The 24,694-nt window shown below is 65.8% G+C and carries 18 protein-coding genes; 9 read left to right on the top strand and 9 right to left on the bottom strand.

Features of this window, described 5'->3' with window-relative positions; translation table 11 throughout:
• Window positions 1–362 precede the first annotated feature (362 nt).
• The 6 genes from B4F51_RS17300 (at window position 363) to B4F51_RS17325 (ending at window position 7,216) form a co-directional block, all read left to right on the top strand.
• Window positions 363–1,178: a collagen-like triple helix repeat-containing protein gene (locus B4F51_RS17300; RefSeq protein WP_296227549.1), complete on the top strand. Its 816-nt coding sequence runs from the start codon at window positions 363–365 to the stop codon at window positions 1,176–1,178.
• Between the two features lie 143 nt (window positions 1,179–1,321).
• Window positions 1,322–2,422: a collagen-like triple helix repeat-containing protein gene (locus B4F51_RS17305; RefSeq protein ID WP_296227551.1), complete on the top strand. Its 1,101-nt coding sequence runs from the start codon at window positions 1,322–1,324 to the stop codon at window positions 2,420–2,422.
• Window positions 2,423–2,536: 114 nt separating this feature from the next.
• Window positions 2,537–2,989: a DUF2147 domain-containing protein gene (locus B4F51_RS17310; protein WP_296227553.1), complete on the top strand. Its 453-nt coding sequence runs from the start codon at window positions 2,537–2,539 to the stop codon at window positions 2,987–2,989.
• Between the two features lie 203 nt (window positions 2,990–3,192).
• Entirely contained in the window at window positions 3,193–4,740 is a 1,548-nt protein-coding gene (locus tag B4F51_RS17315) for a methyl-accepting chemotaxis protein (RefSeq protein ID WP_296227554.1), read from the top strand.
• Window positions 4,741–4,873: 133 nt separating this feature from the next.
• Window positions 4,874–6,217 (top strand): peroxidase, encoded by a 1,344-nt coding sequence (locus tag B4F51_RS17320; protein WP_296227556.1) that lies wholly within the window; start codon window positions 4,874–4,876, stop codon window positions 6,215–6,217.
• A 156-nt stretch (window positions 6,218–6,373) separates the two neighbouring features.
• The gene (locus tag B4F51_RS17325; protein WP_296227557.1) at window positions 6,374–7,216 is read left to right on the top strand and encodes an EamA family transporter; all 843 of its coding nucleotides are present in this window, start codon (window positions 6,374–6,376) and stop codon (window positions 7,214–7,216) included.
• On the opposite strand, the gene B4F51_RS17330 is transcribed toward B4F51_RS17325, so the two are convergent.
• The 7 genes from B4F51_RS17330 to B4F51_RS17360 all read right to left on the bottom strand — a co-directional run bounded on the left by B4F51_RS17330 (window position 7,213) and on the right by B4F51_RS17360 (window position 17,340).
• On the bottom strand, window positions 7,213–8,295 hold the full coding sequence (locus tag B4F51_RS17330) for a M14 family metallopeptidase (RefSeq protein WP_296227558.1): 1,083 nt from the start codon (window positions 8,293–8,295) through the stop codon (window positions 7,213–7,215). The genes B4F51_RS17325 and B4F51_RS17330 overlap by 4 nt on opposite strands.
• A 209-nt stretch (window positions 8,296–8,504) precedes the next feature.
• On the bottom strand, window positions 8,505–9,380 hold the full coding sequence (locus B4F51_RS17335; protein WP_296227715.1) for an MBL fold metallo-hydrolase: 876 nt from the start codon (window positions 9,378–9,380) through the stop codon (window positions 8,505–8,507).
• 22 nt (window positions 9,381–9,402) lie between these two features.
• Window positions 9,403–10,770 carry an MFS transporter gene (locus B4F51_RS17340; RefSeq protein WP_296227559.1) on the bottom strand — a complete coding sequence of 456 codons (1,368 nt, stop codon included), beginning with the start codon at window positions 10,768–10,770 and terminating at the stop codon, window positions 9,403–9,405.
• A gap of 53 nt (window positions 10,771–10,823) precedes the next feature.
• Entirely contained in the window at window positions 10,824–11,840 is a 1,017-nt protein-coding gene (locus tag B4F51_RS17345; RefSeq protein ID WP_296227560.1) for a succinylglutamate desuccinylase/aspartoacylase family protein, read from the bottom strand.
• A 121-nt stretch (window positions 11,841–11,961) separates the two neighbouring features.
• On the bottom strand, window positions 11,962–12,837 hold the full coding sequence (locus B4F51_RS17350; protein WP_296227561.1) for a LysR family transcriptional regulator: 876 nt from the start codon (window positions 12,835–12,837) through the stop codon (window positions 11,962–11,964).
• A 205-nt stretch (window positions 12,838–13,042) separates the two neighbouring features.
• Entirely contained in the window at window positions 13,043–14,251 is a 1,209-nt protein-coding gene (locus tag B4F51_RS17355) for a ribonucleotide-diphosphate reductase subunit beta (RefSeq protein ID WP_296227562.1), read from the bottom strand.
• 116 nt (window positions 14,252–14,367) lie between these two features.
• Complete coding sequence (locus B4F51_RS17360; RefSeq protein WP_296227563.1) at window positions 14,368–17,340, bottom strand: ribonucleoside-diphosphate reductase subunit alpha; 2,973 nt, start codon at window positions 17,338–17,340, stop codon at window positions 14,368–14,370.
• Window positions 17,341–17,975: 635 nt separating this feature from the next.
• Between B4F51_RS17360 and B4F51_RS17365 the strand changes: the two genes are divergently transcribed.
• The 3 genes from B4F51_RS17365 to B4F51_RS17375 are packed head-to-tail and all read left to right on the top strand — an operon-like array spanning window position 17,976 to window position 22,385.
• Window positions 17,976–19,997, top strand: a complete 2,022-nt coding sequence (locus B4F51_RS17365) for a hypothetical protein (protein WP_296227564.1) — start codon at window positions 17,976–17,978, stop codon at window positions 19,995–19,997.
• Between the two features lie 28 nt (window positions 19,998–20,025).
• The gene (locus tag B4F51_RS17370) at window positions 20,026–20,220 is read left to right on the top strand and encodes a hypothetical protein (RefSeq protein ID WP_296227565.1); all 195 of its coding nucleotides are present in this window, start codon (window positions 20,026–20,028) and stop codon (window positions 20,218–20,220) included.
• A 23-nt stretch (window positions 20,221–20,243) separates the two neighbouring features.
• A complete protein-coding gene (locus tag B4F51_RS17375; RefSeq protein ID WP_296227566.1) occupies window positions 20,244–22,385 on the top strand; it encodes a phosphocholine-specific phospholipase C in 2,142 nt (713 codons plus the stop codon).
• 68 nt (window positions 22,386–22,453) lie between these two features.
• On the opposite strand, the gene ampD is transcribed toward B4F51_RS17375, so the two are convergent.
• Together ampD and B4F51_RS17385 are read right to left on the bottom strand one after the other, a co-directional pair.
• The gene (gene ampD, locus B4F51_RS17380; RefSeq protein WP_296227567.1) at window positions 22,454–23,062 is read right to left on the bottom strand and encodes a 1,6-anhydro-N-acetylmuramyl-L-alanine amidase AmpD; all 609 of its coding nucleotides are present in this window, start codon (window positions 23,060–23,062) and stop codon (window positions 22,454–22,456) included.
• A complete protein-coding gene (locus tag B4F51_RS17385; protein WP_296227568.1) occupies window positions 23,055–24,683 on the bottom strand; it encodes a sigma-54-dependent transcriptional regulator in 1,629 nt (542 codons plus the stop codon). The genes ampD and B4F51_RS17385 overlap by 8 nt, the downstream gene beginning before the upstream one ends.
• Window positions 24,684–24,694: the final 11 nt, after the last annotated feature.

Consider the following 24,694-nt stretch of genomic DNA (forward strand, 5'->3'; position numbering starts at 1 on the left):
TCGGTTTCGCGACGATAGAAGGATTGTTCTACGGCCATCTCGAGGTCATTTCTGCTGCAGCGCTGATCCATGAAGACTCGCCATGGACAACGCTATACGGGGATCGGCGAATCTGAAATGCTGCAATCGCATATCAGCATGTCAGGTTGGCGCTGATTGTCATGCCATTCAGTTTCACTTCACGATCCGGTCACCACGTCAGCACGGCATCGATCGCGCAGCGTGGCGCGGACCTGCGCGTGGTCCGTGACAAGACAGGGAGGTCGTCGCCGACCACAGGTTTGGTGACGACACACCCGACGAAGAAAGAGCGCAAGACAGAAGGGGTCCAACACAAGCGTTCTGAGCAGTGGAGGCACAAGATGCGCGATCGAGCATTCTTGTTGACATTGAACCCACCAAAGCGTGGGGTTTTCCCGCAGGCCCCGCGTGCCGGACGTGCGCTATGCCGGATGCCTTGCGCTCTGGCGGCAGCGTCGTTCGCTCTGCTCGCCGGATGTGCGAATTCTGGCAGCGGCGACATGGGGACGTCGCTCGGCGGCGGCAGCAATTCGCAATCGAAGCCGGCCATCGCGGCGTCGAGTTCGCCAACGTGGTCGAACGGCAGCAGCGATGCGTCGGACAGCGCCAACGCCGGATCGACTGGCGGCACGCCCATCGCGACACTGACCGGTCCGGTCGAGCAGGTGACGACAACCGCCGTCACGGCCATCGTGCCGCTCACCGCCATGCTGACGTCCACCACGCAAACGCTGGGCTCGGCGACAGGCCTGGGCGCACCAGTCGGCGGCGTGCTGACGACGCTGGGCAGCGAGGGCAGAACGATCACCACGACGGCCAAGGGTGATGCGCTGGTGTCGACGCTGGGCAACGCGGTGAGCGCGCTTGGCGCGATTACCGGCGGGTTGTCGGCGGTTGTCACGCCGGCTGCACCGTCCACTGGCGGTAGCACACCGGGTGGCGCACTTGCCGGTGCCTTGCCCGGTGCGCTCGGCGGCGCGCTGGCGCCGGTAACGACCGCGGTCGGATCGCTGACGGCGGGTATTCCCGGCATCGGCAGTCTTGGTGGCACTGCAACCACGAGTTCGCCGGCAGGCGGACTGGGCAGCATCGGCTCGACGGTCGGTGGGGTGGTTGGCAGCGTGCTGTCGGGTGTGACACCCGGCGCGCATCGCTGATGTCGATGCCTCTGCACTGGAAAACTTTCTTTGCATTCGACAGCAAACGCAGGCGGATGCTGACCGCCGGACGCCAGACGCGCGTTCTTCTGACACCCGGCGGTGATTACGCGGTACGGGCCGCGCTTACAAGGAGACTCACCATGAAGATTGAAACCCCGCTCCACGCTTCTTCGGCTTCTTTCGCTTCGTCATCCCGCACGCTGCTGGCGGCAGCGGCGCTGGCCGTGCTCGCACTGGCAGGCTGCGCCTCGGGCGGCAATCCGAACGGAGACCCCCCCACATCGACCGCCAATAACAACCCCGGCGCCGTCCCGGTAGGCAACGTTGCCAGCAACGGCGGCAACGTCGTCTCGCAGACGGGCAAGACGGTCAGCGACCTCGGCACGACGATCGGCACGGCGCAGGTGCCCATCGTGGGCGGCACCGCCGCGCAGAAGGATCTGGGCGCAACGGTGAGTTCCACCGGCAACGTCGTCCAGGCGCTGGGCAATGGCGTCGGCAGCGGCCTCGGCCGGATCGGCTCGACGCCGGACCCGGTCGGCACCACGGTGCAGAGCTCGGGCAATGTCATCACCTCCACGGGGGTCATGGCCGGCAATGCTGGGCAGACCGTCTCCGACCTGGGCGCGGCAGGCAGCCCGCTGGCGCCGCTGAATCCGGTGACGGCTCCGGTGGGCAGCGGCGTCTCGGCGCTGGGCCAGGTGCTGCAGGGTGCTGGCGGGCTCACCACCATCGCCACTTCCAGCGGACCGGTGCAGCAGGTCACGCAGCAACTCAGCAACGCGATCGTGCCGCTGTCTGCGCAGGTTGCGCAGGGCGCCCAGGCCGTCGGCAGCACGACGATGCTGGGTGGGCCGCTGGCCGGTGCGTTGAACACGGCGGGCGGTGGCCTGCAGAGCGCCGGTGCGCAAGTCGGCGCAGCCGGCGGCAATCCGCTCACGCGTGACGCGGGCGGCGGCGTGGGCGCGGTGGCTGCCACCGTGGCCAGCGCCGGCGGCCTGGTCAACGGCGGCGGCAGCGGTTCGACCAATCCGCTCGCACCCATCACCGGGGCATTGAGTGGTGGCCTGGGCGGCGGCAGCAATCCGCTGGCCCCCGTCACAAGCGCCCTGGGTGGCGCGGCCGGTGGCAGCAACCCGCTCGCCCCGATCACGAATGCGCTGGGCGGCGTCACGAACGCCGCCGGCGGCTCCGGCAGCAATCCGCTGTCGACCCTGACCGGCACGCTGGGCAGCCACTGATCCACGCGATCCGCGCCGCCGGTCTAGAGCCTGTCACCCAATGAAAAGTACGCATACGTTCATAGAATGGCAGGCCCTATCCAACAATTTTTTTTACCGACAAGGAGACACACAATGCAACGCCCCCCCCACTCTCTCGCGCGCCTGGCTGGCGCACTGGCACTCGCGCTGGCAGCCAGCAGCGCCTTCGCGCAGACGTCGCCGGCCGGTACCTGGAAGACCATCGACGACAACACCGGCAAGCAAAAAGGCGAGGTGACCATCGTCGACAACGGTGGCGTGTTTTCGGGCAAGGTCACCAAGATCCTGGTGCCCGGCGATGAGAACAAGACCTGCACCAAGTGCACGGACGACCGTAAGGACCAGCCGATCGTCGGCCTGCTCATCCTGAAAGACCTGAAGAAGACCGGCGACAACGAATGGGCGGGCGGCAACATCCTCGACCCCGAAAACGGCAAGGTCTACAGCGCCAAGATGTCGCTGGCAGAAGACGGCAAGAAGCTCAATGTGCGCGGCTTCCTGGGCATCAGCCTGCTGGGCCGTACGCAAACCTGGGTGCGCGAATAACCCCCTTTCCAATAGCCCCCAACGCGCGGCGGCGCCCCGTTGCGGGTGCCGTCTCTTCAGGCGCCGGTGCATGCCGGCGCCTTCTTTTTTGCTTGCGTCCGGTGCCCACCCGCGCAGTCCTCCACTAAAGAAGCGACCGCCACGCGCCGTTATCCCGGGAGGGAACGGCCCGCTGGGGCCTTACAAAGTGGAGAAAACGCGACATGCGACAGTGGACTCTCAAAGCCAAGCTGCGTCTGGCACTGGCCCTGATGTGGCTGGGCCTGATTGGCGTCGGCGTGTGGAGTGCGATGGAAACCCGGGCGACCATGCTCGACGAGCGCAAGGCCGGCCTGCAGAACCTGGTCGACGCGGCTGAGGGCATCGCCAAGCTGTATCACGCCAAGGCGCAGTCCGGCGCCATGAGCGAAGAGGAGGCCAAGAAGACGGCGCTGGCCACGCTCGCGTCGATGCGCTACGGCACCACCGGCTACCTGTTCGTCGTCGATTCGCCACTCATCCTGCTGATGCACCCGACGCTGGCCGACATGGTGGGCAAGAGCACCGCCGGCTTCAAAGATCCGACCGGCAAGCTGGTCTACCCGACCATCGTCAACGCCGCCAAAGAGAAAGGCTTCGGCTTTGCCGAATACCAGGGCCGCCTGCCCGGCAGTGACACCGCGCTGCCCAAGATCGGCTACGTCAAGCGCTTTGCGCCGTGGGACTGGAACCTCTCCAGCGCCGTCTTCCTGCAGGAAGTAGACGCTGCCTACCGCCATTCGCTCATCGCCAACCTGATCGTCATCCTGCTGGTGGGCGGCGTGGTATCGGTGGCCATGTCGATCATCATCCGCAACGTACAGCGCGGGCTGGGCGGCGAACCGAGCTATGCCGCCGAGGTGGCCCGCCGCATCGCTGCCGGTGATCTGGCGGTGCGCGTACAAACCCAAACCGGCGACCGCGACAGCATGCTGGTCGCCATGGCGCAGATGCAGCAGCAATTGACCGGCACCATCGGCCATATCAAGACGTCGGCGGATTCCATTGCCAGTGCGACCAAGCAGATTGCCGCCGGCAATGCGGACCTCTCCCAGCGCACGGAGGAACAGGCTTCGTCACTGGAAGAAACGGCCTCCAGCATGGAAGAGCTGACCAGCATCGTGAAGCAGAACGCCGACAACGCACGTCAGGCGAGCACGCTGGCGGTCAGCGCATCGGACATCGCCGTCAAGGGCGGCGAAGTGGTCGGCCGCGTCATCGAAACGATGTCGGGCATTAATGACAGCAGCAAGAAGATCGTTGACATCATCGGCGTGATCGAGGGCATTGCGTTCCAGACCAACATCCTGGCCCTGAACGCTGCCGTGGAAGCCGCCCGGGCCGGCGAGCAGGGGCGCGGCTTCGCTGTCGTCGCCGGCGAGGTGCGCAGCCTGGCCCAGCGCAGCGCAGCGGCGGCCAAGGAAATCAAGGAACTCATCGGCGATTCGGTCGGCCGCGTCGAGAACGGCACCACCCTGGTGGCCGAAGCCGGCAGCGTGATCGACGAGGTGGTGGTGGCGGTCAAGCGCGTGACGGACATCATGGGCGAGATTTCCGCCGCGTCGGATGAACAAAGTTCTGGCATCGAACAGGTCAACCAGGCCGTGAATCAGATGGACGAGGTGACGCAGCAGAACGCCGCGCTGGTCGAGCAGGCTGCGGCCGCCGCGCTGTCACTGGAAGAACAGGCGCAGGTGCTGCGCGACGCGGTGGCGTCGTTCCGCACCGCCTGATTCCGCTCGAAAGATCCGGGCTTGGCACCTCCCAGTGCCCCAACGAGCGGAGGGGGAATCGTCCATTCTCCGGCATGCCGCATGGTGTTATGCTGCGCGCCAGAGGAATTGAGACAACAACGTTGGAATAGCCATGCCCGAGCGCAACCGGCCGCCATTCAGGGGCCTTCTTGGCGCGTCTGCCGGGTCGACCACCAGCGCCAAAGCCGGAGCAGGAGACACTCCGGGCGGCGCCCATGAGCCGATGTCCGGCGCCCGCTCCAATGCTGTGCGCGATGCATCCGCACAGGATCTGGCCAGCGACACTGCCCTGTGGCGCTTTGCACTGGCCTCAGAAAACGGGGGCCGAGCCCCCCACCCCGACGCCACCCTGCGCGACGATCTTTCCGTCCTGCGTATCCTGCGCGGCGCCGACGGCCTACGCTTGCTCCGACAGGGACTGCGCGGCGCATTTCCCGGCGCCGCCCTGCGCCTGACCACCTTCTGGCCCGACGAACAGCCCCACGCCTACCCGGCCCGCACCGAAGCGCGCCCGGCCGAATTCGGCGACCTGCTCGTGCTGCTGCGCCTGCGCGGCGCCGTGCCCACACTCGATTGCCGCGCGCTGTTCCTCACCACCCGCCGCATCGACCAGCCCGACGATGCCCTCGACAAGCATCACGCGCTGCCGCAGATCAGTCTCTACGAGGGCTGGCCCGATTTCAACGTCTACGCCCGCTCGCCAATCAAGTCGCGCAATGCCGCCTTCCTCGGCAAATTCGACCTGTCGACCGAGCTGGAGCCGCTGCGCCGCGTTGGCCGCGACCAGCGGCATTGGCGCTATCTGACGCCTTGCACGGGCCTGCAAGCCTACGCGCAGTGGCCGGGTGCCCGGCCGCTCTCGCCGCTGCAGTGGCGCTGGCCTTCCGGCCCGCAGGCGGGCGGCACGCGTCCGGCCTCGGGCTCGTTCACGGGCCTGTTGCGCCAGCTTGCGCGCCCCGAAGGTCCGGGCGAAGACTGCTCCGCCGGCACCGACGTGCCCACCTGGGGACGCCTGATCAACAGGCTGCTCGACCAGAGCTGGGAAGTGGCCCCAAGCCATGCGCTCAAGAGCGGCAACATCGCCGCGATATCGTTCTGGACGCGGCTGCGCGGCTTCCTGACGGCGGAATACCTGCTCGGCACGCATTCGCTGCAAAAGGGGTTCGGCGCGTCGCTGCAGTTCGAGATGGCCAACGGCCTGCAGGACATCGCCCGCGACGACTGGACGGCCACCACCGGCTTCGACCCGGAAGACCTTGATGTGCCCGGCGTGCGCAGCACGCTACAGCGCATTGCGGCGTCCAAGCTGGCGGTGTTCGGCATGAGCGCCGAAGACCCGGCGCCGCTGGCGGCCCCCCGTCCGCCGCGCGGAGTGACCCCACGTCCCGACGGCGAGCGCGAAGGCCTGCGCGTACTGCTGATCGACGTGATCCGGCCAAGCGCCGCCGCCCTGTAGTTCAAAAAGAAACCCGCGCCCGCGCTGCCCGGAACCCGAAACCGCAAGGTTTTCTGGGCGGCGCGCGGTTATGCTGTGGCGTTGCCCTCGCCGCTGCGTCCCGCCGTGTCCATGTCTTCCGCCTCCTCCCCCGCCATATCTTCGTCGTCCCCCTGGATGCCCGTTCTTGCGCTGATGGGCTCGATGGCCTCGGTGTGTCTGGGCAACTCGTTTGCCAAGACGCTGTTTCCGGCGCTGGGCGCGGCGGGCACGGTCACGTATCGCGTCACCATCGGCGCGGTGATCCTGCTAGCGGTGTGGCGGCCGTGGCGCCTGCACCTGAGCCGGGCGGACGCCGGGCGCGTCGCCCTGTACGGCGTCACGCTGGCGAGCATGAACCTGCTGTTCTACCTGTCGCTGCAGCGGCTGCCGATCGGCATTGCCATCGCCATCGAGTTCACCGGCCCGCTGGTGCTGGCGGTGGTGCTGTCGCGCCGGCTGCTCGATTTCGTGTGGATCGGGCTGGCGGTGGTGGGCCTGCTGATGCTGACTGTGGGTGACAAGGCCGTTGGTCAGGTCGATCACCTGGGCGCGGCTTACGCGCTGGCGGCCGGGGTGTGCTGGGCGCTGTATATCCTGACCGGCAAGAATCTCGGCGGCTTGCATGCGGGGCAAGCCACCTCGCTCGGCATGACGGTGGGCGCGCTGTTTGCGATTCCGTTCGGGGTGGCGCAGGCCGGGTCGGCGCTGCTGGCGCCATCGCTGATGCTGGCCGGGCTGGGCATCGGCGTGCTGTCGAGCGCGATCCCCTATTCGCTGGAAATGGTGGCGCTCAAGCACCTGCCGGGCAAGACATTCAGCGTGCTGCTGAGCCTGGAACCGGCCATCGGCGCACTGGCCGGGGCGGTGGTGCTGCATGAGCAACTGACCGGGCGGCAGTGGGTGGCGATTCTGGCCATCATCGCTGCATCGGCCGGGTGCGCGCTGACAGTGCGCGCGCCCAAGCCGGCTCAAGGCTAGGCGGACAAGCGCGCCACGGCCTGCAGCACCGCCACGCGCGTCTGCGCGTAGACCATGCCTTTCCATTCCGGCGTATCGCAATAGAAGGCGTCACGCAGGGTTTTGCGGATGCCGGCAGCCTGCGCGGCCCCACGCTCCGGGTATCGATGCAGCCAGTGGTCGGCTCGCAGCGCCTGCAGCACCGCCATCGGGGCGAGTGTGCCGAACTCCAGCGTCACGCAGGTCTTTTCGATACCGGGAAGCAGCTCGTGAGCGATGCCCAGCAGGTCGCCCTTGACCACCGAGGACACCGAACCCTGTGCCGAGATTGGCTTGACATCCGCGCCCCAGGTGCGGATGGCGCGTTCGAGTTCAGACGGATCGGGGCTGTTGAAGATCTTCTCGCCGTGGCCGTAGTGGCCGAGCCCGGTATGCAGGTCGATCCACACAAAACGAGGGACGGCTGCCGCGTGCCGTGACACCAGCCCGCGCATCTGCAGCGTGCTCCAGCAAGTCTCCGCTCCGCCGTAGAACATGCCATCCGGCACCCGGTACTGCCCCATCGTCGCGGCGTCCTGCAGGGCTTTCTCGCCACGCGTGACCATGTAGTGCTGAAGCGCAGCCTGATCGGCCTGGCTGGGCGGCCAGATATGCGGCAGCAGAAGCGGGTCGACCTCAAGGTAGGCGGGATTAGCCGACGCAGCCTCGGCAAAGTCGACGCTGTTGCGGTTCAGATCGACGTTGTCTTCGTTCACGCGCCGCAGGTGGGCGAACCCGTACGGGTTGACCGCGTGCACCAGCAGCAGCGCCACCTTGGCTGCCGCCAGCCGCGCAAACAGTTCGTCGTCGTGCAACAGGCCGATCTGGCAGCCGGAGCCGCAGAACCCCTCCACACCGTGGACACCGGAGGTGACGATCAGCAGCGTCTCGGCCTGCGCCGGCGAGAACAATGCGGTGTCGATGGAGAGCGCTTCCTCAGATGGGCCGATGGCGCCCGGATGAATCTCGCGCTCGATGTTCAGCCCCCGGGTCTGGGCCGCCGCCAGGAATTTGCCGCGCGCTTCATCGTAGGTTTGCGAAAAAAAGGGTTCGACGGTCATGGCGACTCCGAAAACGGCGGATACCGCAGCGTGCCACGTCAATCACACCTTGCACAATCGCACCGAGATGAATTTGCGGCCCCCAATGCAAACAGGCGACGCGTGATGTGTCGCCTGTCTGCTTTCGTGCGGGTCGAGCAAGGTTTGAGCCGGCTCTACGAGCGTATCGAGTCACACGTAGCGGGAAAGATCATGCGCAAACTCCGCGCCTACACGTAGTTCCATTCAAATCCGCTGCCGACCCGCTTTACCGTGCCCGCAGAAGTGTTCGGGAAGTGGGCAGCGAAGAGGATCGCTCCGGTGTCTGCCGCGTGCGCGAGCAGCCGATGCCGCGAGTCACGGGCCTGCTCCTGATCCAGGCAAAACACCGAGTTCCACTCCGGCCGATGCACCTGCACGGCGCTGTGCATCACGTCGCCCGAGAAAAGCGCGGTTTCTCCGCGCGAACGGATCTCGAACGCCATGTGGCCGACGCTGTGCCCGAATGTCGGCAGAACGCGGATGCCCTCGAGAATTTCTTCGCCCACGTCAGGCACCGCGCGCGCCTGCCCCGCTTCGATGACCGGCAGCACGCTGTCCTCGAACACCATGCGTCGCGGCTCACCTTCGGGCGTGGCAAAGAAGTCGCGCTCACGCGCGCCGAACACATAGGTGGCGTTCGGGAAGACCGGCGTCCAGCGGCCATCCTGCCAATGCGTATTCCAGCCGACATGATCGACGTGCAGGTGGGTCAGCAGCACGTAGTCCACCTGCTCTGGCCGGAAGCCTGCAGCGCCGAAACGTTCGAGCACCGGATTGTCGAGCCGATCGAACAACGCGCTGAACGGTCGCGACTTGCCATTGCCGATGCCCGTGTCGATAACGATGGTCAGCCCTTCGAGTTCGACCACCCATAGATGGGTCTTCAACGCGACGCGCCGGTTCGCCAGGTCGAGGCTGTCGGGGGCGAAGCGCTCTTCGAGAGCGTGACCGTCGTTTTCGCTCCACATGGGGAACAGCCGTTCCGGCGTCAGCGCGAAGTCGGTTTCGTCGACGCGGGTAATGGTGACCGCACCAACACGATGGATCTGTGAGGCGGGTTTCATCAGCATGATTGTTCTCCAAGAATCATCGAGTGCTGGCTACCGACACCCGCCGCGTTGCTACCGCATAGAGCGTTGCGCTGACAAGCGCTGAGATGCCGCCAACCCATGCAAGCGCCATTCCCAGGCTCGTGCCGGTTTGCCCGAGCCGCTCGTTCAGGTAGCCGACGGACAGCGGCCCGACACCACCACTGATGGCGTTGGTCATGAAGACAAGCAAGGCAAGCGACCGGCCGCGCATGCGATTTGGCATGGCGATCTGCAGAGGCACGGGCGCAAGACCCATCGCGATGCTCGCGGCAAATGCGCAGGCTCCGTAAAGCACGATCGCCACGCTGCTGTCACCCACCAGCGGCATGGCGACGGCGGCAGGCACCAGCAGCGCGACGGCGCACGCAGAGAAGCCCAGCACACGCCGCAATGTCGTCTCGTCCGTGACGCGTGTGGCGAGCATGCCTGCGCAAGCGACGCCCAGCATGCCACCGATCATGTACGCGGGTGCCGCCAGTTGCCCGACCACGTTGGGCGCGAGATGGAAGCGGCGCATCAGCAGCGTGGGAAACCAGGCGGCGTGCGAGTAGAACAGTGTGATGAGTGCGACATAGGCAGCGAAGTACGCCAGACAGAACCGATTGCGTACGAACAGCTCAGCCAGCACATCTTTGAGCGAAGGCATCTCGTCTTGCGCATGCGCGGCGTGCGCCAAGACTTCGCGCCGCGCCGGCTCGCGCACCGAAAACGCAACCAGCGCGGCCAGCGCCAGCCCTGGCAGGCCCACCGCGATAAACACGGCCTGCCACGGCGCAATGCCGTGGGCGGCAAGCCAGAGGTTGCCACCGCCCGCTGCTGCGGTCGACAACAGCATGCCGCCGCCAAACAACGCCAAACCGCCACCTACGTACGGGCCGAGCATGAAGACGCTGCTGGCACGCGCCACGCGGCGCGGCGCAAAGATGTCGCTGAAGATCGACAGCGCAGCGGGGCTCAACGCAGCCTCAGCGATCGCCGTGCCGGCGCGGGCGAGCAGCAGTTCCGGAAAGTTCGTGGCAAACCCGCACGCCGTGGTCGAGATCGCCCAGATGGCGATGCACGCGGCGATGAGCTTGACACGATTGGCGCGATCGACAAGCCGAGCGATGAATACACCCGCGGTGGCATAGCACATCGTGAACGAAAAGCCTTGCAGCAGGCCGATCTGCGTATCGGTAAGGTCAAGCGACTGCTTGATCGGCTGCACGAGAATACTGACGACCTGCCGGTCCAGATACGAAAACGCAAAGCAGACAAAGAACAGCAGCACGATGTAGACGGGGTGACGCACGCTGTCATCGGGTACGCCCCGTGCAATGTCATCGGCTGGCTGGGTTGAGGTTGAAAGAGTGTGCGCACTCATTGGTAGTCTCCGTGTCGTTATGTGGGCATGCGCGCGTTGCGGGGCCGCGATGGCTAGTCGATATTGGCTTCCGAGGCCAACAGCGCGATGCAATCACCGGGTTCGACGCGCGCGAACGTCCGCATGCACATGACCGTGCCGTCGCCGCGAAACGGGATCTCCAGCGGAGCCTGCCACGGGCGGTGGGGATCAAACAGGCGCCCTGCCAGTTGCCCTTCGCGAACTTGCTCTCCAAGCGCGAACGCGGGCTCGAACACACCGGCATGCGGCGCATACACGTAGTGGCGCGCGCCTTCCACGCGCAGAAAGCGGGTTTTCCTCGCAGGCGGCGGTGTTTCGCCGGGCAACACGCCGAGTCGGTGCAGTGCGCGCTGGAGGCCCGTTTCGACAATCGCGAGGTTGGTGGCATCGCAACCCGCGTGACCGCCAAACTCGCCAGAGAGAAAAAGCTTGCCGTGGCGATCGGCTGCGGCGCCAAAGGTGCGGTCTTCTCCGAGCAGATCCATGATCATCGTGTTCGGCGCGCCAAATGCGTGCACGAGGTCCATGTACAACGTGCGCCGTTCGCCTTGTGCGGGCGGCGCGGCGAGCAGCGTCGGCATATGGTCAAACGAAGCACCGCCTGCATGAAGGTCGATCACGACATCGGCGCGCGGCAGCAGTTCGGTTTCGACGTAGTGGGCGATCATCTCCGTCGGTTGTCCGTTGCGCGCGCCCGGGAACAGGCGGTTCAGGTTGCCTCGGTCGATCGGCGAGGTGCGCGTGCCGTTGAGGAACGCCGGGAAGTTCAGCCCGGGAATCACGATGAGGCGGCCGCGAATCGTCAGGGAAGGCAGACGCTGCAGCAGCTTCATCAGCGCAACCGGGCCTTCATATTCGTCGCCGTGATTACCGCCCGTGAGCAGGACAGTCGGCCCCGTCCCGGCCCCTGCATTGGACACGGCGATCGGAATGGGAACATGACCATACGCGGAGCGGTCGTGCGACCAGGGCAACCGCAGCGTGCCCGTCTGGAAACCGGGGCGCTCGAAGTCGATGTCCGTGGCAATGAGGGAAACAGAAGTTGGCATGGCGCGATCAGCGAAGAGGAAGTTGCCTTCACTATCGCTGACGTGCGAAACCGCGGCCAATGCCGATTTCTGCGGCAGGCGATGCCTTGCAGGCATCGCATTGGGCATGGGCTCGCCGACGCTACTTCAGTTGGTCGACAAAGCGCTTCAGCGCCGCGTTCGTGTTGGCCGAAGAGAAACAGAATTCAAGCGGCAACGGCACCGACAGGTCGCGCAGTTCAACGAAACGCACGCGCGCCGGCGGGCGGTCTCGATTGGCAGCATTGACGATCGCCGCGCCCATACCCGCGGAGACCAGAGAAAGAATCGCCGTTTCGGTCGAGGCTTCCTGCCGGATATCCAGCGTGAGCCCGCGTTCGGCGCACGCCGAGAGCAAGCGGTCGTAGTAAGCCGGATAGATGCGGCGGGGGAAGATGATGAACGGCTTGCCCGCGAGTTCGCTGGCGGCAACGGAATCCGCCTCGCCGAGCGGCCATGCTTGTGGCACGGCAAGCACGACGTTCTGTTCGAGCACGGGAATGCTCGCAATGCCTTGCGGCAACGCGCCCAGGCGGTAGCAGAAGCCGCCGTCCAGCCGCTCCGCTGCAATCGCGTCGAGCTGCTCCGGCGTGTTCATCGGCGTGAGTTCGAGTGCGACGTGCGGGGTGGTCTGCTCGAATGCACTTAACGCATGCGAGACGATGCCGCTCCACGCCGCATTCTCGACAAAGCCGATGCGCAGATGGCCGTGCACGCCCTCGGCGATGCGGCGCGCGAGACGGTTCGCCGAATCAACGCGCGCAAGAATATCCCTGGCGTCGGCAAGGTAGGCGTCGCCCGCCGCTGTCAGCTTCAGCCCGCGCGGCGTGCGCTCGAACAGCGCCGCGCCAATCGCATCTTCCAAGTCCTGGATCTGGCGGGAGATCGCCGGTTGGGTCACATGCAGTTGCTCAGATGCGGCCCGCACACTGCGCAGTTCGGCGACGGCGATGAAGTAGCGAAGATGGCGAAGCTCCATGGCCGGAAGGGCTTGCGATCCTGGGGGGCACAATCCGCTCGTGCGCGCTTCCAGCGCCGGAGCGGTGTTCCTTGGCTCTCCGGCGCCATCAAGCAACGCAAATGCGGTGCTTCACTCAAATCAAGAACGCGCTCACGGAGCCGCGAAAATCTCACAGCAAGAGACCGCTCGTCTCAAGTCGCGTGTCCGTGAGCGGTCGCTCAGATCACTCCCACGACAGCGCACCGCCGGTCTGGTACTCGATCACGCGCGTCTCGAAGAAGTTGCGCTCCTTCTTCAGGTCGATCATCTCGCTCATCCACGGGAACGGGTTTTCTTCGTTCGGGAAGAGCGCGTCCAGGCCGATCTGCTGGCAGCGACGGTTGCAGATAAAGCGCAGGTAACCCTTGAACATCGGTGCGTTCAGGCCCAGCACGCCGCGCGGCATGGTGTCTTCCGCGTAGCGGTATTCCAGGTCGACGGCCTTCTTGAACAGCTCCGTGATCTCGGCTTTGAACTCGGCCGTCCACAGGTGCGGGTTCTCCAGCTTGATCTGGTTGATCAGGTCGATCCCGAAATTGCAGTGCAGCGACTCGTCGCGCAGGATGTACTGGTACTGCTCGGCGGCACCGGTCATCTTGTTCTGGCGGCCCATCGCCAGGATCTGCGTGAAGCCGACGTAGAAGAACAGGCCTTCCATGATGCAGGCGAACACGATCAACGACTTCAGCAGCTTCTGGTCGTTCTCGGGCGTGCCGGTCTTGAAGGACGGATCGGTCAGTGTGTCGATGAACGGGATCAGGAACTCGTCCTTGTCGCGGATCGACTGTACTTCGTGGTACGCGTTGAAGATCTCGGCCTCGTCCAGACCCAGCGATTCAACGATGTACTGGTAGGCGTGCGTGTGGATCGCCTCTTCAAACGCTTGGCGCAGCAGGTACTGGCGGCATTCCGGCGCGGTGATCTGGCGGTACGTGCCCAGCACGATGTTGTTGGCGGCCAGCGAGTCGGCCGTCACAAAAAAGCCCAGGTTGCGCTTGATGATGCGGCGCTCGTCTTCGGTTAGGCCGTTCGGGTCTTTCCACGTCGCGATATCGCGCGACATGTTGATTTCCTGCGGCATCCAGTGGTTCGCGCAGCCGGCCAGGTACTTTTCCCAGGCCCACTTGTACTTGAACGGCACGAGTTGGTTGACGTCGGTCGCGCCGTTGATGACACGCTTGTCGGCGGCGTTCACACGGCGGTTGCTTTGTGCAGCGGCGGCGTTCGGGTTGTTGCCGAGGATGCCAGTGCCGGCAGCGGCCGTGGCCGACGGAGGCAGCACGCCGCCCTGGTCCGCGGTGGCGGTTTGCAGTTGCGGCTGCGGTTGATACGCGGGCTGCGGTGCAGCTTGCGGTTGTGCGGCAGGTTTGACGTCGTCGTCCCAGCTCAGCATATGTGTTTCTCCTAATTCTTTGCGCGTCGCTCCCGCTCTTTCGGAGCGCGAGTCCAGTGTCGTGCAGATCACGGCGCCCCCGCTTGCGCGGGAGCAACCTCAGACACTGTTTTGACTTATTGGCAGGCTTCGCATTCCTCGAAACCGGGGTCGCCCGGGCGCATCGTGCACACGGCGCCTTCGGCTTCCGGCATGGCCTGGGCGGTGGCGGCAGCGGCATCCAGCGCGCTGGTCGGCGCAGCCGACGTCACACCGGATGCACCCGAGGCCGACACACCGCCCACATCGCTACCCGACGACACCGCATTCAGCGTGCCACGCGACACGGTCGACTTCTCGGCGTGCGTGGCGCCGATCGTGCGCAGGTAGTACGTGGTCTTCAGGCCACGCAGCCAGGCCAGCTTGTAGGTGTCGTCCAGCTTCTTGCCCGATGCGCCGGCCATGTAGATGTTCAGCGACTGCGCCTGGTCGATCCACTTCTGGCGACGCGATGCAGCTTCCACCAGCCATTGCGGCTCCACCTCAAAGGCCGTCGCGTACAGGTCGCGCAGGTCTTGCGGGATGCGGTCGATGCGGGCCAGCGAGCCGTCGAAGTACTTCAGGTCGGCGACCATCACTTCGTCCCACAGGCCGCGTGCCTTCAGGTCGCGCACCAGGTAGTCGTTGACCACCGTGAATTCGCCCGACAGGTTCGACTTGACGTACAGGTTCTGGTACGTCGGCTCGATACAGGCCGACACGCCGATGATGTTGGAGATCGTTGCCGTCGGGGCGATCGCCACGCAGTTCGAGTTGCGCATACCGTACTGCTTGATGCGGCCGCGCAGGCTGTCCCAGTCCATCGTCGACGACATGTCGGTTTCCAGGTAGCCGCCGCGCTCTTCGGCCAGCAGCTTGAGCGAGTCTTGCGGCAGGATGCCACGATCCCACAGCGAGCCCTTGTAGCTGCTGTAGCGGCCGCGCTCTTCAGCCAGCTCGGTCGACGCCCAGTAGGCGTAGTAGCACACGGCTTCCATCGAGGTGTCGGCAAACTGCACCGCTGCCTCGCTGGCGTACGGCACACGCAGCACGTGCAGCGCGTCCTGGAAGCCCATGATGCCCATGCCGACCGGACGGTGACGCAGATTGGAGTCACGTGCCTTCTTGACCGCGTAGTAGTTGATGTCGATGACGTTGTCGAGCATGCGCATGGCGGTGCGCACGGTCTTCTTCAGCTTGTCGTGATCGAGCACCACGCTGCCGTCCGCCTGCTTGACCAGGTGAGCGACCAGGTTGACCGAGCCGAGGTTGCACACGGCGATTTCGCTGTCGTTGGTGTTCAGCGTGATTTCCGTGCACAGGTTGGAGCTGTGCACCACGCCCACGTGCTGCTGCGGGCTGCGGATGTTGCACGGATCCTTGAACGTGATCCACGGGTGGCCGGTTTCGAACAGCATGCCCAGCATCTTGCGCCACAGTTGCAGCGCCGGCATCTTCTTGAAGAGCTTGATCTCGCCGCGCGCGACCTTGTCTTCATAGGCCAGGTAGGCCTGCTCGAACGCCTTGCCGACCTTGTCGTGCAGGTCCGGGCAGGTGGACGGCGAGAACAGCGTCCACTCGCCACCTTCCATCACGCGCTTCATGAACAGGTCCGGGATCCAGTTGGCCGTGTTCATGTCGTGCGTGCGGCGGCGGTCGTCGCCGGTGTTCTTGCGCAGCTCCAGGAATTCTTCGATGTCCAGGTGCCACGTTTCCAGGTACGCGCAGACGGCGCCCTTGCGCTTACCGCCCTGGTTCACGGCCACGGCCGTGTCGTTGACGACCTTCAGGAACGGCACCACGCCTTGCGACTTGCCGTTCGTGCCCTTGATGTGCGAACCGAGTGCACGCACGTTGGTCCAGTCGTTGCCCAGGCCGCCGGCGAACTTCGACAGCAGCGCGTTTTCCTTCAGCGCTTCGTAGATGCCGTCCAGGTCATCCGACACGGTGGTCAGGTAGCACGACGAGAGCTGCGAGCGGCGCGTGCCCGAGTTGAACAGCGTCGGCGTGCTCGACATGAAATCGAACGACGACAGCAGCTGGTAGAACTCGATGGCGCGGGCTTCGCGGTCGATTTCGTTCAGCGCCAGGCCCATCGCCACACGCATGAAGAACGCCTGCGGCATCTCGATGCGGGTTTCGTTGATGTGCAGGAAGTAGCGGTCGTACAGCGTCTGCAGGCCGAGGTAGTTGAACTGGAAGTCGCGCGAGGCGTCCAGCGCCGCACCCAGGCGAGCCAGGTCGAACTGCGCCAGCTTGTCGTCCAGCAGCTCGGCGTTGATGCCGCGCTTGATGAACTGCGGGAAGTAGTCGACGTAGCGCGTGCTCATTTCCGCTTGCGTGACTTCTTCACCGAGGATTTCGCGGCGGATCGTGTGCAGCAGGATGCGCGCCGTGACCTGGCTGTACGCTGGGTCCTTCTCGATGAGGGTACGCGAGGCCAGGATGGCCGAGTCGTACACCTGCGTCATCGGCACGCCTTCATACAGGTTCTTGACCGTTTCCTTGAGGATCGGCTCCGGGTCTACCGCTTCGCCCAGGCCTTCGCAGGCCGAGACGATCACGTTGCGCAGCGCAGCCATGTCCAGCGGGCGGGTGATGCCGCCGTCGGTCACGTTCAGGCCGATGAAGGCCGGTTGCTGCTGCGACTCGCCGGCCTGGGCGCGCTCCTGTGCGCGGCGCTCGCGGTAGAGCACGTAGGCACGGGCCACGTCATGCTCGCCCGAGCGCATCAGGGCCAGCTCAACCTGATCCTGCACGTCTTCGATATGGAACGTGCCGCCGTTCGGGCGGCTACGCAGCAGTGCGCGCACCACGTTCTGGGTGAGGCCCTCGACCAGCTCGCGCACACGCGCGGAAGCGGCGCCCTGCCCGCCATTCACGGCGAGGAAGGCCTTGGTGACGGCCACGGCGATCTTGGAGGGCTCGAAACCGACCACCGCGCCGTTGCGGCGGATGATCTTGTAGTCGGCGTAGCCGGTGCTGGGGGCCACGGCCGTGCCGCCAGCGCTTTGCGCAAATTGAGTGGGATTGGCGGTGCCGGAGTGGATTTCGGATTGGGCCGTCTGCATGGTGACTCCTGTTGAACCGTTCGATTGGCGGCTCGCCCGATGGGGCGAACCCTTGCGCCGCGCAGGAAAAAGAGACGGAAAAGACCCTTGCCTTTCCTCAGCCCCCAAGCGCCGGCTTGACCTGCCGTACGCTCGCCCCCGCGTGGTGCCGAAATAAGAATCCCGGAAAGCCACCACTACATCTAGCGTGTCACCCCGGTATTGGCGCTAAGTATAGTGGATCAATCGAATTTGCCTAGACTTGACAGGTGGGGGCAAAGGACGTTTTTTCACCCCGAAATGCAGTGCGACAAACCCGCCACCCTAGTCTGCACAACGGGTCGGCGGAGCTGCCGTGCGGCGTCGCAATGGACTCGCTTCCAGAATAATTCTTTCTATCAATCGCACAAGTTCGATAGACGTCACCTCGTCTGCGGTAGGGGCATGTGTGGCGCGCACTGCACTGGTGCGCCGATGCACGTTTGCAGGCTTCCTGCCGGTTCCAACCACGCTCAAGAAATCCAAATAGCGGCATCAGCATTCTTGCCGCGGCTGTCACCTGAGCGACAGGCCCCTTCCCTACTCTTCGGTCGCATTGCGGGGAGCGCAATCACCGCGGCATGCGTGCCGCGCACCACACGATCGAGGAAACCGACATGGCTTGGAATCAACCTGCCCGCCGCTTGCTGACGGCCGCGCTGGGCACAACCGTGGCCGCCGCGCTGACGGCGTGCGGCGGGGGCAGCGATGGTACACCCACCGCGAATCAGGGCAACAACGGCACGCCAACGACCACTGCGAGCAAGAAGGTGCTGGTGGTCGGCGTGGACGGCGCCACCTATGCGCGGGTGCAAAGCGCCCTGCTGCAGCGCAGTCTGCCGAACCTGGGCTCGCTGTCGGTGATGCCCGCCTCAACCAGCGGCACGCTTGGCACGACGACCGCACAACCGCCGCTGGACGCACCGAGCTGGGCCACCGTGCTGTCGGGCGCCTGGCAAAACCGCCACGGCGTGACCGACGACACCGTCACCGCCTTGGCGGCTCCCACCATCTTCAGCTACGCGCGCAGCGCTGCCAAGGCCGCGGGCGCCACGCAACACCTGGGCGCCGCCGTCAGTTCGGCCGTGCTGCCTGCGCTGCTCAAGGCCGACCAGCAAGCCGGCAATCTCGACACGTTGGTCGACTGCGCCCAGGTCGACACCTGCGTCACGCAGAACAGCGTGAAGCTCTTGCAGTCCGGTTACGACGTAGTCTTTGCGCAGTACACCGCACCGGCCGCTGCCGCGCTGGCTTCAGGTCTGCAAAGCGATGCGTATGCCGCCGCACTGGGCAGCGTCGACCAGGCACTCGGCACGCTGCAGGCCGCCATCGCCCAGCGCCGCACCGCCAACCCGAACGAAGATTGGCTCGTCGTCGTCACCACCAGCCACGGACTGGACGCCACGGGCGCCACCACCTCGGCGCCGACGCTGGAAAACCGCACCGCCTTCATCGCGCTAAACAAGAGCGTCAACCCGGTGCTCGGCAAGAACGGCATGGCCGCGCCCACCACCGAAGCCACGCTGGCTGCCCTCCCCAGCGTGGCCGACATCGTGCCGACCGTGCTGGCGCAATTGAACGCCACCGTGCCTGCGGACAACCATAAGCTCGATGGCGCAGCACTCACAGCCAGCACCGTCGGCGTGCGCAACCTCCAGAGCACGGTGGGCACCTACAGCGCATCGCTCGTGCTGAGCTGGCAGAACCCGACCAGCGCCAGCGGCCCAATCACCGTGCTGCGCGACGGCAAGCCCGTCGCCACGCTGCCGGCCACCGCCACGCAGTACACCGACAGCAACATCGCCACGGCAAGCGGTCTGTACCGCCTCAACTACACGCTGGTGCGCAATGACGTGCCGGTGTCGATGCTTGCGCAGATCAACTACGTGGCGCCAACGCCGCTGGCAACGACGCTCACGAACGGTCTGGCGACGTATTACAGCTTCGACCCGCTGCCGCCGACCGACCGCAAGAACAGTTCAACGCTGGGCCCGTGGGTGGCCGGCACCGACGGCGGCTCCGCCGTGGCCGATCCGTTCGGCGGCAAGGCCTTGGCCGTCGACTCGCGCATCGATGCCTACAAGCTCACGCAAACCGGCGCCGATATCGCCCAGAGCCCGCAGTTCACCATCGGCTTCTGGTTCAAGTCGGACTGTACGCAGGGCAACGGCACGGGTGAGCCGATCCTCTCCAACAAGGACTACTACTCCGGCGCCAATGCGGGCATTGCCATCGGCCTGTGGGGCGGCTGTGAAGTGCGCTTCAACCTGGGCAGCGGCGGCAAGCGCGACGACATCCAAGGCATGAAGTTCAGCGCCAACCAGTGGGCCTACCTCGCCCTGTCGGTGGACGCACAGGCCAAGCTCTTCAGCGCCTACATCCTCGACCCGGTGCTCGGCGTGCAGAAGGTGGAAGACAAGGCCATCGCCAACACCGACGTCACCAAGCTCAACGGCCTGGCCACCAAGGTCTGGGGCGTAAACGACGACGCCACGCACAACTATGTGCCCAACAACCCCGGTTCGCTCAAGGGCGTGATGGCCTACGACGACCTGGCGATGTGGACACGCCGCCTGACGCTGAACGAACTCAAGACGATCAACGGCTCGCACCAGCCGCTGTCGTCGCTCAATCCCTGATCCCGCCATCCCCCTAGCGAGACTCATCATGACGCCTCTTCTCACCCATCTCACGCGGCCGCACTGGCTGGCCGCCGTGCTGCTGTGCGCCGCCACCTTGTCGCTGTCGGCCTGCGGCGGCGATTCGAACGACGGTGCGCCCGGCAACGGCCCCGGCGTCACCCAGCCGGACCAGCCCGGCCAGCCGCCAGCCAACAAGCCGAACCTGCACTGTGCGCCCTGACCGACCGCCCGATCGAGACCGACATGACTTCCAACACTAGCAACCGCCGCAACTTCCTCAAGATGGCCGGCACGGGCGCCATTTCCGCCGCCGCGCTGGCCGCCTTCCCGCCGTCGATCCGCCGCGCGCTGGCGATCCCCGCCAACAACGCCACCGGCACCATCCGCGACGTCGAGCACGTGGTGATCCTGATGCAGGAGAACCGCTCGTTCGACAACTACTTCGGTACGCTGCAGGGCGTGCGCGGCTTTGGCGACCGCTTCCCGATCCCGCTGGCCGGTGGCCTGAACGTCTGGCAGCAGACGTATACGAGCGGCGGCACCTCGCGCACGGTGCTGCCGTATTACCTCGACAGCAGCGCCGGCAACGCGCAGCGCGTCTCGGGCACGCCGCACAGCTACCCCGATGCGCAGCAGGCGTGGGACCTGGGCCGCATGAGCAAGTGGCCGACTTACAAGCAGACGCAGTCGATGGGCTACTACAAGCAGGCCGAACTGGACTTCCAGTTTGCGCTGGCCAACGCCTTCACACTGTGCGATGCCTACCACTGCGGCTTCCACGGCGGCACCAACACCAACCGCCTGTTCCACTGGACGGGCACGAACGACCCGACAGGCGCTGCCGGCGGCCCCGTCATCGACAACAGCGGCGACCACCTCGACGCCGGCGTGACGTATTCCTGGACCACCTATCCCGAGCGCCTGCAAACTGCAGGGGTGTCGTGGAAGGTCTACCAGAACATGCCGGACAACTTCACCGACAACCCGCTCGCCGGCTTCAAGGCCTATCGTGACGCCAACGCCGCGCGCGGCAACCTGGCCGACGGCAGCCCGTTCCCGCCGTACACGCCGGCCGACGAGACCATCAGCCCGCTCATCAAGGGCGTGGGCAACACCATGCCGGACGGCGGTTTCCTGCAGGCGCTGAAGGACGACATCGCCGCCGGCCAATTGCCGCAGATCTCGTGGATCGTCGCCCCGGCCAACTACTCCGAGCACCCCGGGCCGTCGAGCCCCGTGCAGGGCGCGTGGTACACGCAGGAAGTGCTCAACGCGCTCACCGCCAACCCGGCCGTGTGGAGTAAGACCGTGCTCTTCATCAACTTCGATGAGAACGATGGCTTCTTCGACCACGTGCCGCCGCCCGCGGCGCCCGCCTATGACAACGGCGTGCTGGCCGGAAAATCGACGGTCAGCACCGCCGGCGAATACCACACGGACCAGCACCCCTATGGCCCCGGCCCGCGCGTGCCGATGTACATCGTCTCGCCGTGGAGCCGCGGCGGCTGGGTCAACTCGCAGGCGTTCGACCACACCTCGGTGCTGCGTTTCCTGGAACTGCGCTTCAACGTCAAGGAGACGAACATCAGCGCGTACCGCCGCGCCGTGCTGGGCGACCTGACCAGCGCCTTCAACTTCGTCAACCCGAACAACGAGACGCTGCCGACGCTGCCCAGCCGCGACAAGACCACCGCCGACAACATCCGCAACGCGCAGCAAGCCAAACCGCAGGTGCCGCTGCCCTCGGTCTCTGCGCAGCAGTTGCCGGTGCAGGCCGCCGGCACGCGCCCCTCGCGCGCCCTGCCGTACGAACTGCACGTCAGCGCCCGCGAAGACGCCACCGGTCGCGCGCTGCGCCTGATCTTCAGCAACACCGGCACGGCTGCCGCCGTGTTCCATGTGTACGACCGCCTGCATCTGGATCGCGTGCCGCGCCGCTACGCCGTCGAGCCCGGCAAGATGCTCGACGACACGTGGGACGTCTTCTCCGCCGACAAGGGCAAGTACGACCTCTGGGTGCTCGGCCCCAACGGCTTCCACCGCGCCTTTGCCGGCGACGTGAGCGCCGTGTCGGCAGCGGGTTCAAGCGCGCCGGAAATCCGCGTCTGCTACGACTTGGCCAACGCCGAGGTCTACGTGACGATGATGAACACCGGCACCACCGGCTGCACCTTCACCGTCAAGCCGAACGCGTACCGCACCGACGGCCCGTGGACTTTCGACATTCCCGCAGGCAAGCAGCTCGACCAGCACTGGCCGATCGCGCGCCAGGGCAACTGGTACGACTTCACGGTGACGGTGCCGCAGGGCGGCTTCACGCGACGCTTTGCCGGCCGCATGGAAACCGGCAAGGACAGCGTGTCCGACCCGGCCATGGGCAGCTAACTCGATAGAAGAAAACGCAGAGAGGAGAACGCGGGCGGCCTTCGCAAGAGGGGCCGCCCGTTGTCGTTTCAGCGCGTCGGAAATCGCTGATACGGGAACAGCGCTGCATTGAAGTCGCCGAGCTTGCGCAGATGCGCCCAGTCGAAACACGGGCCCGGATCGGTCTTGCGGCCGGGCGCGATGTCCGAGTGCCCCGCGATCGCCGCAATCGGATACGCCGCGCAAATCGCCCGCACCAGCGCCGTCGTGGCAGCGTACTGCTCGGGCGTGAAGGGCTGATCATCCGTGCCCTCGATCTCGATGCCGACCGAGAAATCATTGCAGCGCGTGCGGCCGAAGAAGTCCGACGCACCGGCATGCCACGCGCGCGCCTCGCACGGCGCGAACTGCACGCACTCGCCCGTGCGGCGGATGAAGAAATGCGCCGACACGCGCACACCGCGCAACTGGTCGAAGTACGGGTGCGCGCCGCAGTCGAGCGTGTTGGTGAAGAAATCGAGCACGTCATCCGTGCCAAAGTCGGTGCCGGACTGCGCGGGCGGCAGGCTGATATTGTGCAGCACGATCAGGTCGATCGGCATGCCTTCGGGCCGCGCGTCGATGTTGGGCGACGGGTGGCGGCGCATGCCCTCCACCCAACCGTCGGCGCCGATATGCAGCGGGCGCTGTTCAGGCATCGCCGTTAAGACCGTTGCCGACGGTCTCGATATCGCGCGGATCACGGATGCCAAGCTGCTGCATGCGATAGCGCAACTGCCGGAACGACAGGCCAAGCAGCTTGGCCGCCGCCGTGCGGTTGAAGCCGGTCTGGTCCAGCGCGGCGAGGATCACGCTGCGTTCGACCGATTCGAGGTAGGCCGGCAGGTCGATCGGCAGGCTGACCGTCGGCAGCGACGGTTCAGCGGATTCCGCCACCGGCGCCGGGTCGGCAGGCTGCGTGGCAGGCGGGCTGGCGATTGGGCTCGATACCGGCGACGGCATATAGGGCGCGTCAGGCCAACCCGGCACGGGCGACGGCACCATCGGATGACCGGGCATGGGCGCCATCATGCCGGCAGCGGCCGCCTGCGCTTCACGCGTGCGGTGGAACAACGGCGAGCGCTCGATCTCGGCGCCCAGCGCACCGAGGTCATCGACGTCGATCGACTCGCCCTCGGCAAACGCATACGCGCGCTCGAGCAGGTTCTCCAGCTCGCGCACGTTGCCCGGGAATGGATATGCGCACAGCTGCTGCAGCGCGGGTCGCGTCAGGCGCTTGGGGCGCGGATCGCCGTAACGGTTGGCGAGCTGTTCGAGCAGCACACCGGCCAGCACGGGCACGTCTTCGGCGCGCTCGCGCAGCGTTGGCATGCGCAGCTCGAGCACGTTCAGGCGGTAGAACAAATCCTCGCGGAAGCGCCCCGCAGCCACCAGCCGCGCGAGGTTCTGGTGGCTCGCGCACACCACGCGCACGTCGACGGGGTCTTCGCGGCTTTCGCCGATCTTGCGCACGCGCCGCTCCTGCAGCGCGCGCAGCAATTTCACCTGCATGGTAAGCGGCAGATCGGCCACTTCGTCGAGCATGAGTGTGCCGCCATTGGCCGCCTGGAAGAAGCCCTGGCGGTCGCTGTCGGCGCCGGTGAAGGCGCCCTTCACGTAGCCGAAGAACTCGGCTTCCATCAGGTTCTCGGGAATTGCGCCGCAGTTCACGGCCACGAACGGCCGCGACGCCCGCGCCGACAGCGCATGGATGGCGCGCGCCGCACGCTCCTTGCCGCTACCCGATTCACCGCTGATGACCACCGGCGCCATGCTGCGTGCCAGACGCATCAGCGAGCGGCGCACCTCCTGCATGGCGGCCGAGTGGCCCGGCAGTAGGTCGTTGGTGCGTTCGGCCAGATCGGCGTTGCCGGGGTCACTGGCGTCGAGACCGCGCTGCTGGCGGCCCAGCGCGTTGAGCACAAGGCTGCGCAACTGGTCGAGTGAAAGCGGCTTGGCGATGTAATCGAAGGCGCCGGCCTTGAGCGCATCCACCGCGTTCTCGGCGCTGCCGTAAGCGGTGATGACGGCCACCGGCGTGCGATCTGCCGTGGCCGAGAGCTGGCGCACGAGGTCGATGCCCAGGCCGTCACCGAGGCGCATGTCAGTCAGCACGAGCGCGAAGCGCTGGCGGGTCAACGCGTCGCGCGCTTCGGCCAGGCCGCTGGCGAGCACCACGTCGTGCCCCATGCGGCGCAAGGATATCTCCAGCAACTCGCGCAGGTCGGCTTCGTCATCGACGACGAGAATGGGTTCGCGAACGATGGCGGCTTTGGACATGGATCAGCAAA

It is taken from the genome of Ralstonia sp. UBA689 (assembly GCF_002298975.1).
Classification (GTDB): Bacteria; Pseudomonadota; Gammaproteobacteria; order Burkholderiales; family Burkholderiaceae; genus Ralstonia.